The sequence below is a fragment of the Streptomyces sp. NPDC088147 genome (assembly GCF_044741565.1).
In the GTDB taxonomy this organism is placed as follows: Bacteria; Actinomycetota; Actinomycetes; order Streptomycetales; family Streptomycetaceae; genus Streptomyces.
The window spans coordinates 47,622-57,319 of the sequence record NZ_JBIUSY010000015.1; the positions used below are offsets into that span (position 1 = coordinate 47,622).

Genomic DNA, 9,698 nt, shown 5'->3' on the forward strand with positions numbered 1-9,698 from the left:
CGAGATCCTCGGTGATCCGGGGCAGGGCGGTGCCGGCGATCGTCCGGCCGGGCATCGCGAGGAACATGCCGCCGAGGACGGCGGTCAGGAGGAGTCCGCCGCGGGACCGAGGTTCCGACCACACACGTAAGACCGTACAGGTGGATCCTTACATGTCAAGTCGGAGGTATTCTGCGTGCATGTCCCTTCGGATCGCCCTGCTCGGAACGCTCGCCTACCACGGCCCGGCGTCCGGATACGAACTCGCCAAACGCTTCGACGCCTCGGTCAATCTCGTATGGCAGGCCAAGCACAGCCAGATCTATCCCGAGCTGGCCAAAATGGTGCGGACCGGGGCCGTCACCGTCCAGGACGGCGGCGGCGGACGCGGCCGCAAGCTGTACACCGTCACCGACTCGGGCCGCGACGAGATCTCCCGGTGGGCCACCGGCGAGGACCCCTACCGCAGCGTCCGCAACGAATCCGCCCTGCGCGGTTTCCTCGTCCGCCTCCTGCCGCCGGGGGAAGCGGCGGCCGTGATGCGCGCCGAAGAGGCACGGCACACCGCGGTACTGGCCGGACTGCCCAAGCTGCGGGAGGACGTGCACGCCCGCACGGCGCCCGGCAGCCCGCCCTTCGGGGACTACGCCCTGGACCTGGGCCTGCGCACCACCCGGATGCTGCGGGAATGGGCGGCCGACACCGCCGAGGACCTCGAGAAGCACGCCGCCGGACGGACGCCCTGAACGCACCGGCCCGGAACGTTGCCGCCCGCACGGGCCGGGCCCGGTCATGGCGAAGACCTCCGTGTGGTGGAGCGCACCACACGGAGGTCTTCGTGTCCCCGCCGCGATGCCCGGCCGACGGTCGAACGGCGGTCCGCGCCGCGGCGGACGGGCGGGCTTCAGATGGGCTGGGCGGTGGGCATGATGGTGATCTCGGTGAGATTGACATGGCGCGGGACGGCGGCCATGAAGGCGACGGTCTCCGCGATGTCGGCGGACCGCAGGCAGTCGATGTCGTGGATGAGATCGGCCATCAGCCTGGAGGCGTCGGGGTCGGTGACGTGGTCGGGGAGTTCGGTGTCGACCATGCCGGGCTCGATGGTGGCGACCCGGACCATCTTGGGACCGAGTTCGACGCGGAGCAGCCGGGTGAGGTGGCTGATGTAGGCCTTGGTGCCCGAGTAGATGGAGAACTTCGCCAGGATGCGGGTGGCCGCGATGGACGAGGTGTTGATCAGGTCGGCGGGCCTGCCCTGGGCGGCGGAGTCCGTCAGGTGCGGGAGGAACGCGGCGATGACGTTCATCAGGCCGGTGATGTTGAGGTCGATCTGGCGCTGCCAGTCGTCGACCTTGAGCTCCTCGATGCCGGAGATGAGCTGGACGCCGGCGTTGTTGAACACGAGGTCGGCCTTGCCGAAGCGGGCGGCGACCTCGTCGGCGGCGCTCTGGACGGCGGCGCGGTCGGTGACGTCGACGGCCAGGGCGAGCGCGGTGCCGCCGGCGGCCTCGATGTCCTTGACCACGCTGTCGAGGCGCTCCTTGCGGCGGGCCAGTACGACCACGGTGGCGCCGAGTTCGGCGAGGCGTCCGGCGGTGACGGAGCCCATGCCGCTGGAGGCGCCGGAGACGACGGCGACACGGCCGGCCAGGGGGGTACCGGTGAGCAGAGCAGCAGACATCGGAAATCCTCAATCTCTTTGATCGGAAGGCTCGGAAAGACCCCGGAAGGTCCGGAACTGGACGGTCCGGAACTGGACGGTCCGGAAGGCGGGACCGGTGCCGTGTCCGGCCGGGCCGGGGCCTCCTGCCCGGCCGGACTGCCCGCGGGGCCGCGGGGCGCTCCCGGACGCGGGGCGCTCCCGGATGCGGGCGCCCGGCGGTGTGTCAGGCGGCGTCGTCGTGTGCGGTGGCGGCGGACTTCTCGCGCCACGGGGCGAGATCGTCCCGCACCTGCTGGTACTTGACCTCGAGCCGCTCGAGAGTGTCGCGCCCGAGGTAGAGGTGCGTGGGCGGCTTCTCGGCGGAGGCGGCCTCCACGATCAGGGCGGCGCCCTTGACGGGGTTGCCGAGCTGGGCGTGGTTGGCCCGGTCGATCCAGTCCAGCGTCACGTGCGCGGGGGTGTCGTCGTAGTCGGCGATACGGTTCGCGGCCACCGAGAGCGAGCTGGCGTCGAGGAAGTCGGTGCGGAAGACGCCCGGTTCGACGACCATCGACTGGATCCCGAACGGGGCCATCTCCGCGGACAGCGCCTCGCTGATGCCGGCGACGGCGAACTTCGACGCGCTGTACAGGCTGACGCCGGGCTCGCCCTCGAAGCCCGAGCGGGAGCCGATGTGCACGAGCCTGCCCGAGCCCTGCTTGCGCATGACGGGCAGCACGGCGCGGGTGACGTTGATCAGACCGAAGACGTTGAGGTCGAACAGTGACCTGGCCTCCGCGTCGGTGATCTCCTCCAGCGCCCCGAGCAGGCCGCGGCCGGCGTTGTTCACCAGGACGTCGATGCCGCCGAACCGGTCCACGGCGGCCTCGACCGCCCGCGGGATGCTGTCGTTGTCCGTGACGTCCAGGGCGACCGCGAGGACCCGGCCGGAGTTCTTCAGATCGTCCGGCACCCGCTCCGGGTTCCGTACGGCGACCACGACATCGTTACCGCCCGCCAGGGCGGCGCGGGCGATTTCCGCGCCGATTCCGCGGGAAGCGCCGGTGACAAACCACGTAGCCATGGGAAAACCTCTTTCGTCGTTTCCCCTTCTCGGGGATTTCCTGTTGACGTATTCGAGTCTGCCCGTCGGGTACGGCGCCATGAAGGCTGTGCTTTTCCTGGGAGTCCCACACCCAGGAAGACGAGGCGTGTGCCGTGTGCCGTGTGCCGTGTGCCGCCGGGCGAAGCAGCGCGGGCCGCGCGGCGGATTCCGCGGACCGCCGCCCGGCAGTCGCGGCGGGAGCAGCGGGAGCCGGGCCTTTTAGGAAGATCCGGGCCTTGGGGCGGTGGGACCGCGCCTCCCGGCGCCCTGGGAGGGGTCCGGTCCGCCGAGGGTGTGCCGCGCGGGCGGGGGGATCCCGAGGCCCGGGGCCGGCCGGAAAAGCGGCCCGGAGAAAAGGCGCGGCGCCAGGTTTCCGGTCCGCCGGCCGCCGGGCGGGAAATTGCGGCGGATTCCCGGACCGAATTCCGGGCGCCGTCAGGGGAAATGTGCGGCAGCGGTTCGGTTCGGGTCAGGGTCTCCTGGCTCAGGTGCCCTGAGCGGGACTGTTTCTTTTTCTGTTTCCGTACTAATAAGGTACGTCGGCCGCGCTGATGGAGCCCAGCAGGGCCAGGCCGTCCGCGGAGGGGGAATCCGGTTCTGCCTGGAGGATGACGAGTTGCTGTCCCGGAGCGCTGCGGATGCTGAGGGCCTCGTGGCGCAGCTCCAGGTCTCCCACGGCGGAGTGGTACATCCGCTTGACCTCGTAGGGCGGGACGCGTGTGTACTGGCGGGCCCACAGGGAGCGGAACTCGGAGCTGCGCACCGACAGTTCGCCGACGAGCTGGAGGACGCGGGGATCCTCGGGGGCGCTCGCGGCGGTCTGCTGGAGGTCGGCGACCGCGCGGCGCTTGGCCCGCTCCGCGTTCCGGTAGAAGGTCTTCGCCGCGGGGTCCAGGAAGAGCATGCGCAGCACGTTGTCGTGCTGCGCGAAGTCACGGTAGAGGGCGTCGGCCAGCGCGTTGGTGGCCAGCAGGTCCTGGGCGTGCCCGATGATGAAGGCCGGCGTCCTGGTCCAGCCCTCGATCAGCTGCCGCAGGTGCGGGCGGACCCGTTCGGTCCGGGAGGGCGACTTCGTGCGGCGGGCTGCTGGCCGGGCCAGCCGGAAGAGTTCCCGCTTGTCCTCGTCACCGAGCCGCAGCACGCGGGCCATGGCCTCCAGTACCCGGACCGAGGGGCTGAGATCACGGCCCTGTTCGAGCCGGCTGTAGTAGCTCAGGCTGACACCGGCGAGCGCCGCGACCTCGTCGCGCCGCAGGCCGGGCACCCTTCGGCGGCCGGCGCTGGGCAGTCCCGCCTCCGCGGGGCTGAGGCGTTCCCTGCGGGTACGGAGGAACTGACCCAGCCCGTCGACCGAGTCGGGTCGCGTGTCGTTGTCCATGCTGTCGAGGCTAGGCGCGAAACGCCCGGAAACGGGTCGGCCGACGGTGGGTGCGTTACACCCAGGATCACGGGTCCACGGGCGGCTCGGGGAGGTGACGGACGGGGGGAATCCTGACGGGGGAAGCCTTTCCGCGGACCGGTGGCGCGCAGCGGGCCGCGCGGTGCGGGAAAGCCCGTTGGTGAGGACAGGCAAGACACTCTGCGCGCAGGGCGTGCTACCTGGTGTCATAGTGCGTGACGGGCGGTTTCCGCAGGCCGGAAAGCGTCTAGGCTTGCCGCATGAGCAATGGGACACCTTTGGGTGATTTCCTCAGAGCCCGCCGGGAGGCCCTCAAGCCGCACGATGTCGGTCTGCCCGAATACGGGCGGCGCCGGGTGCCGGGACTGCGCAGAGAAGAAGTCGCGCTGCTCGCCGGAGTCAGCTCCGATTACTACATCAGGCTGGAACAGGGGCGTGAGAACAGTCCGTCCCCGCAGGTACTCGAGGCCGTGGCCCAGGCGCTGAAACTGGACGCGGAAACCGCCGACCATCTCAACCGCCTCTGCCTCACCGTCTCGCAGCGGCCGCGGGACCGGGGCGAGAGCGGGGTCAGCCGGAAACTGTTGCAGCTGATGGACGGATGGGAGCACACCCCGGCCTTCGTCGTCGGTCCCGCGCTCGACATCATGGCGGCCAACTCCCTTGCCACGGCCCTCCACAGCGGGTTCGCCCAGTTCGACAACCTCGCCCGCATGGTGTTCGTCGACCCGGCAGGGCGCGATTTCTACCAGGAATGGGAGCGGGCCGCGCACTCCTGTGTCGCCGAGATCAGGGCCGCCTACGGCCACGATCCCGCATCGGCCCGCATCGCCGACGTGGTGGCGGAACTGTCGGCCCACAGCGAGGAGTTCGCCGCGCTCTGGCAGACGCACGAGGTCAAGAGCAAGTCCCAGGAGGGGAAGCACCTGAAGCATCCTCAGGTCGGGGACCTGCACATCGAGTTCGCGGCGTTCACGGTCAACGGGGCGCCGCACCAGCAGCTGGTGGTCTATCAGGCCGAGCCGGCCGGCGCGACGGCGGCGGCCTTCGAGACGCTGAGGGCCATGGCCGCCGGGCCGGAGCAGAACGGGGCGGAGCAGGCCGGGGCGGCCGGACCCGTGGCCGGCCTCGCCGGGGACCAGTAGCGGCGGCGGCAGGAAACCCGTAGCGGCGCGCGTACGGACGGGCCCGGGTGGCCGGAGTCAGAGGCCGCCTGCGGCCGTGTTCCCGTCCGGGTCCGGGGCGGCGGAGCGGCGGGCCGGGGTGCGGCGCGCGTCTCCGGACCACCGGAGGAGGAAGCCCAGCGCGTCGCGGGACTTCGCGTCGTGCGCGGTGTAGGCGGCCAGCAGCTGGTCGGCGTGGGTGTCGACGGAGAGCTGCTGGACGTCCACGGTCAGGTCGCCGGCCGTGGGGTGGCGCAGGAGCTTGGTCAGCTGCCGGGCTCCGGCGACGTGGTAGCCGGCCCACCAGGTGCGGAAGTCCGCGGAGCGCTCGTTCAGCTCGGCGATCAGGGCGTTGAGGTCCGGGTCGCCGGGGTGCCGGCCGGACTCCATGCGCAGGACCGCGACGCACTCGCGGGCCACCGCCGGCCACTCGACGTACAGCGACCGGAAGGCGTCGTCGAGGAAGGTCAGGCGGATGATGTTGCGCCGGGCCGGGGGCAGCGCGCCGAAGTCGGTGAGCAGGGCGGCCGCCCCGCGGTTCCAGGCCAGGACGTCCATGCGCCGGTGGATGATCATCGCCGGGACGTCGTGCATGTCGTCCAGGAGCTGTCGCAGGCGCGGGGCCACGTCCGGCAGTCCCGGCGCGCGGGCGGCCCTGTGCGGGGAGATGTCGGCGAGGCCGAAGAGATAGGTGCGCTCGTCCGGCGTCATCTGCAGGGCGTCCGCCAGGGCGTCCAGGACGGCGCGGGAGACCCTGCGGGTGCGTCCCTGTTCGAGCCGGACGACGTAGTCGAAGCTCACATGGGCGAGTTGTGCCAGCTCTTCCCGGCGCAGCCCCGGCACGCGGCGCAGCCCGCCGTGGTGGGGCAGCCCGGCCCGGCGCGGGTCGAGGCCGGCACGCCGGGTACGCAGGAATTCGCCCAGCTCGTTGCCGTCGGCGGGTTCACGGCGGTGGTCCATAGCGCCAGTCTCCTCCGGGACGCGGCGGGGTGCCTGGTACCGCGCTCCATAGGCAGAGCCTTCTCTGGCACCGGGGGCGTGGCGGCGTGGAGGGTCGGGTGGGTGGCCACGACGGTCACCGGGTACCGCGGTCCCGTTTCCCCACCGAGCTGGAGCACCACCTCATGCGTACCGATGTGACGTTCGACAGTGCCGGTCTCACCCTTGCCGGACACCTCTACACGCCCGATGCCCCCGCTGCCGGGCCGCGTCCGGCGGTCGTCGTGTCGCACCCGATGACCGGGGTGAAGGAGCAGACCGCCGGCCTCTACGCCGCGCGGCTCGCCCGCGCGGGTTTCGTGGCCCTGGCCTTCGACGCGGCCCACTGGGGCGCGAGTGAGGGCCTGCCCCGTTTCCTGGAGGACCCCTCGCGGCGGGTCGAGGACATCAAGAACGCCGTCACCTTCCTCAGCGTCCGTGACGAGGCCGACCCCGGGCGGATCGGCGCGCTCGGGATCTGCGCCTCGGGCGGCTACGTCGTCCCGGCCGCCGCGACCGATCACCGGATCAGGGCCGTCGCGACCGTCAGCGCGGCCGACGAGGGGGCCTGGTTCCGCGACGGGCTCGGCGGCACCCAGACGCCCGGCGAGCTGGCGGCGATGCTGGACCTGTCCGCCGCGGCGCGCACCGACGAGGCCCGCGGCGGCGAGGTCCGCAGGCAGCAGATCCACCCCGGATCCGCGCCCGGGCGCGGCGAGGTGAAGAAGAGCCTCACCCGGCACATCCATCAGGGCTGGGAGTACTACCGCACCGAGCGGGCCCATCACCCGCGGACGGAGAACTGGTTCGCGCTGCGCAGCGTGGACCTGCTCACCCAGTTCGACGCGTTCGGGCTGATCGCGCTCATCGCGCCGCGCCCGCTGCTGATGATCGCCGGCACCGAGGCGGTCTCCGACTACTTCACCGTCGGGGCGGTCGAGAAGGCGCGTGAGCCCAAGGAACTGTTCTGGGTCGACGGCGCCGACCACGTCGACCTCTACGACAGGGACGAGTACGTCACCCCGGCCGTCGAGAAGCTCACCGGCTTCTTCACCGAGGGGCTCAAGGCGCCCGGGGCCGTGGCGGCCTGACACCGCGACGGGGCGGGTGCTCCCGTGCGGGCCGGCCCGCACGGGATCCCGCGCCAGGCCGCAGCCCATGGGGGCCTTCCCGGTGAAGCGTCAGCGGGAAGGTCCGCAAGGGGCGAACCACGCGGAGCGGCGCGGGAACCCGCGGCCGGGTGATGGGCCGGATCAGCGGGTTCCGGTGACCCGGTGCTCCTTCAGGGAGGCGCAGTTGGAGTTCTCCACCGAAACGTACACGTTGTCGATGCTGCCGCCCCAGCTCACGCAGTGGCCCTTGCCGTAGACGTAGGACGGGCCCGCGTACGACGTGTAGTTACCGGAGTCCCCGGCCCACTCGTCGCCGTCGGGGACGTAGATGTAGGCGGACATGTACTTGGCCGCGCCCGGGTTGGCGCGGATGGTCGCGACGCAGTTCTTGCCGTTCGAGGAGTTGTACGTCAGGTACACGGTGCCCAGTGAGCCGATGGGAGCCGAGTTCACGGTCTTGTAGGCGCTGCCGCAGACGCCCTGCGGTGTGACGTTGGGTGCGGCGGAGGCGGTGGTGCTGAACGCGGTCGCGGCGCCCATCGCCAGCGCGGTCAACGCCCCGACGGTTGCCGCATTACGTGCGATTCCCATATTTCCCCCTTGTGTCCCCGGGAGTGGTTTGCTCCCACTTGATGTGACACGCGAGCGGCACGGATGGTTGTGCCCGTTGTCCGTCCCGGGCCGAAACCGGCAACGCGGCGCCGGAGCGAGGCTCCTGGATCCTTCCTACACCGAGTCCGGTACGAGACGTTCGGCCGTTGCGTCGTGTTCGTCGGATGGGGCCGCGGCGTCGCTGTCCTCCGTGGCGCTGCTGCCCGGAAGGAAGGAACTGAGCACGGTGGTCAGTACGAACACGCCCACGTTGCACCAGAGCACCGAAGACGTCACGGAGCTGAAGTGTCCGGTGCCGGCGCTCGCCCCCGCCCCGCCTTCCACTCCCGCGAAGTAGAGGGCGCCGAGGATCGCGACACCCGCGGCCGTGCTGAACTGGATGGCGGCGTTGAGCACCCCCGAGCCGGCGCCCGCGTCCTGCGGGGGCACATCGCCGAGGACCACGGCGGTCAGCACGGGCGTGGTCAGCCCCATGCCGCAGCCCATGACCAGCTCGGCACCGGCCAGTTGCAGCCAGGACAGCTCTCCGCTCCCGGCCGACCAGACCGCGAGCAGGGTCCACAGCGCGCCGCAGGCCATCAGGAGGGATCCGACGCGTACGCACAGCCGGCCCCGGCCCGTGCCGAACTTCCAGGCGATCTGGAAAGTGGCGGTGATACCGACCGGCCATGCCGCGGTGACCAGGGCGGTCTTCACGATGGACCAGCCCAGACCGGTCTGCAGGTGGTAGGTGAGGACGAGGAAGAACGAGGCGACACCGCTGAAGACCAGCAGCGTCACCGTCAGGCCCACCACGGTGGAGCGGTGCTTGAAGAGCGTCGGCGGGATCAGCGCGGAGCCGTCGCGCCGGTGCCGACGGCGCTGCTGCGCGGCGAACAGGACCAGCACCACGGCCGCGACGCCCATGAGGACGAACATCCAGCCGGGCCAGCCCTGTTCACGCCCCTGGATGAGGGGATAGAGGATTCCCAGGGAGGCGGTCGTCAGCAGCACCACACCGACGATGTCGAGCCGCAGCGCCTCGTCCGAACGGGACTCGGGCATGCTGCGGGCGGCCAGCACCAGGGCGAGCAGCCCGAGCGGCACGTTGATCAGGAAGATCGCACGCCAGCCGAGACCCAGGATGTCGAGTTCGGTCAGCATCCCGCCGAAGAGCGGCCCCCCGACACTGCCCAGGCTCAGGGCGGCCCCCAGCACGGCGAACGCCCGCGCCCACTCGTCCCGGTGGAACATCGTGACGATGACGGAGACCGCCTGCGGAACCATCAGAGCCGCCATGAACCCCTGCGCGAACCGTCCCGCCACCAGCACTTCGGGCACCATCGCGGTGCCGCACACGATGGAGGCCACGGTGAAGCCGGCCACCCCGGACATGAACAGCCGTTTGCGCCCGTAGATGTCGCCCAGCCGGCCGCCCGTGATCAGGAACAGGGCATAGGCCAGTGCGTAGCCGGCCAGTGTCCACTGGGCCGCGGTGAAACCGGCGCCCAGGTCCCGCTGGATGGTGGGGAGGACGACGGTGACGGCGTTCGCGTCCAGGTTGTCGAGGAACGAGGCCAGGGTGACCACGACCAGGGCGATCCACCGGTGCGGCGCCGGTGCGCGGTCGCCGGACTCCCCGGCAGGGCCGGAGAGGTCCTCCGGCCGGTCCGGGGTTTCCGGAGTCCGCGGTGATCGCGATTCAGAAGTGTTCTTTTCCATCACG

Annotated in this window: 9 protein-coding genes; 3 read left to right on the top strand and 6 right to left on the bottom strand. The window is 71.1% G+C overall.

Features of this window, described 5'->3' with window-relative positions; genetic code table 11:
- The first annotated feature begins 179 nt into the window (after positions 1-179).
- Complete coding sequence (locus tag ACIOGX_RS36525; RefSeq protein ID WP_401919040.1) at positions 180-725, top strand: PadR family transcriptional regulator; 546 nt, start codon at positions 180-182, stop codon at positions 723-725.
- Between the two features lie 158 nt (positions 726-883).
- Here ACIOGX_RS36525 and ACIOGX_RS36530 read toward each other — a convergent pair whose 3' ends face one another.
- From ACIOGX_RS36530 to ACIOGX_RS36540, 3 genes are all read right to left on the bottom strand, one after another.
- Positions 884-1,663: an SDR family oxidoreductase gene (locus ACIOGX_RS36530; protein ID WP_356517907.1), complete on the bottom strand. Its 780-nt coding sequence runs from the start codon at positions 1,661-1,663 to the stop codon at positions 884-886.
- 205 nt (positions 1,664-1,868) lie between these two features.
- Positions 1,869-2,708: an SDR family NAD(P)-dependent oxidoreductase gene (locus tag ACIOGX_RS36535; protein WP_356517905.1), complete on the bottom strand. Its 840-nt coding sequence runs from the start codon at positions 2,706-2,708 to the stop codon at positions 1,869-1,871.
- Between the two features lie 547 nt (positions 2,709-3,255).
- Entirely contained in the window at positions 3,256-4,107 is an 852-nt protein-coding gene (locus ACIOGX_RS36540; protein ID WP_401919042.1) for a helix-turn-helix transcriptional regulator, read from the bottom strand.
- 281 nt (positions 4,108-4,388) lie between these two features.
- On the opposite strand from ACIOGX_RS36540, the gene ACIOGX_RS36545 reads away from it, so the two are divergent.
- Positions 4,389-5,273 carry a helix-turn-helix transcriptional regulator gene (locus ACIOGX_RS36545; protein ID WP_401919044.1) on the top strand — a complete coding sequence of 295 codons (885 nt, stop codon included), beginning with the start codon at positions 4,389-4,391 and terminating at the stop codon, positions 5,271-5,273.
- A 57-nt stretch (positions 5,274-5,330) separates the two neighbouring features.
- Here the strand turns inward: ACIOGX_RS36545 and ACIOGX_RS36550 are convergent, their stop codons facing one another.
- Complete coding sequence (locus tag ACIOGX_RS36550) at positions 5,331-6,251, bottom strand: helix-turn-helix domain-containing protein (protein WP_401919046.1); 921 nt, start codon at positions 6,249-6,251, stop codon at positions 5,331-5,333.
- Between the two features lie 98 nt (positions 6,252-6,349).
- Here ACIOGX_RS36550 and ACIOGX_RS36555 point away from each other — a divergent pair, with 98 nt between their 5' ends.
- Entirely contained in the window at positions 6,350-7,360 is a 1,011-nt protein-coding gene (locus ACIOGX_RS36555; protein WP_383973791.1) for an alpha/beta hydrolase, read from the top strand.
- A gap of 162 nt (positions 7,361-7,522) precedes the next feature.
- On the opposite strand, the gene ACIOGX_RS36560 is transcribed toward ACIOGX_RS36555, so the two are convergent.
- Together ACIOGX_RS36560 and ACIOGX_RS36565 are read right to left on the bottom strand one after the other, a co-directional pair.
- A complete protein-coding gene (locus ACIOGX_RS36560) occupies positions 7,523-7,972 on the bottom strand; it encodes a spore-associated protein (RefSeq protein WP_356517895.1) in 450 nt (149 codons plus the stop codon).
- A 135-nt stretch (positions 7,973-8,107) separates the two neighbouring features.
- Complete coding sequence (locus ACIOGX_RS36565) at positions 8,108-9,694, bottom strand: MFS transporter (protein ID WP_401919049.1); 1,587 nt, start codon at positions 9,692-9,694, stop codon at positions 8,108-8,110.
- Positions 9,695-9,698 lie beyond the last annotated feature (4 nt).

Coding starts and splice junctions, on each gene's coding strand:
- ACIOGX_RS36560 (WP_356517895.1), bottom strand. CDS start 7,972: ATGGGAATCGCACGTAATGCGGCAACCGTCGGGGCGTTGACCGCGCTG.
- ACIOGX_RS36535 (WP_356517905.1), bottom strand. CDS start 2,708: ATGGCTACGTGGTTTGTCACCGGCGCTTCCCGCGGAATCGGCGCGGAA.
- ACIOGX_RS36540 (WP_401919042.1), bottom strand. CDS start 4,107: ATGGACAACGACACGCGACCCGACTCGGTCGACGGGCTGGGTCAGTTC.
- ACIOGX_RS36565 (WP_401919049.1), bottom strand. CDS start 9,694: ATGGAAAAGAACACTTCTGAATCGCGATCACCGCGGACTCCGGAAACC.
- ACIOGX_RS36530 (WP_356517907.1), bottom strand. CDS start 1,663: ATGTCTGCTGCTCTGCTCACCGGTACCCCCCTGGCCGGCCGTGTCGCC.
- ACIOGX_RS36550 (WP_401919046.1), bottom strand. CDS start 6,251: ATGGACCACCGCCGTGAACCCGCCGACGGCAACGAGCTGGGCGAATTC.
- ACIOGX_RS36525 (WP_401919040.1), top strand. CDS start 180: ATGTCCCTTCGGATCGCCCTGCTCGGAACGCTCGCCTACCACGGCCCG.
- ACIOGX_RS36545 (WP_401919044.1), top strand. CDS start 4,389: ATGAGCAATGGGACACCTTTGGGTGATTTCCTCAGAGCCCGCCGGGAG.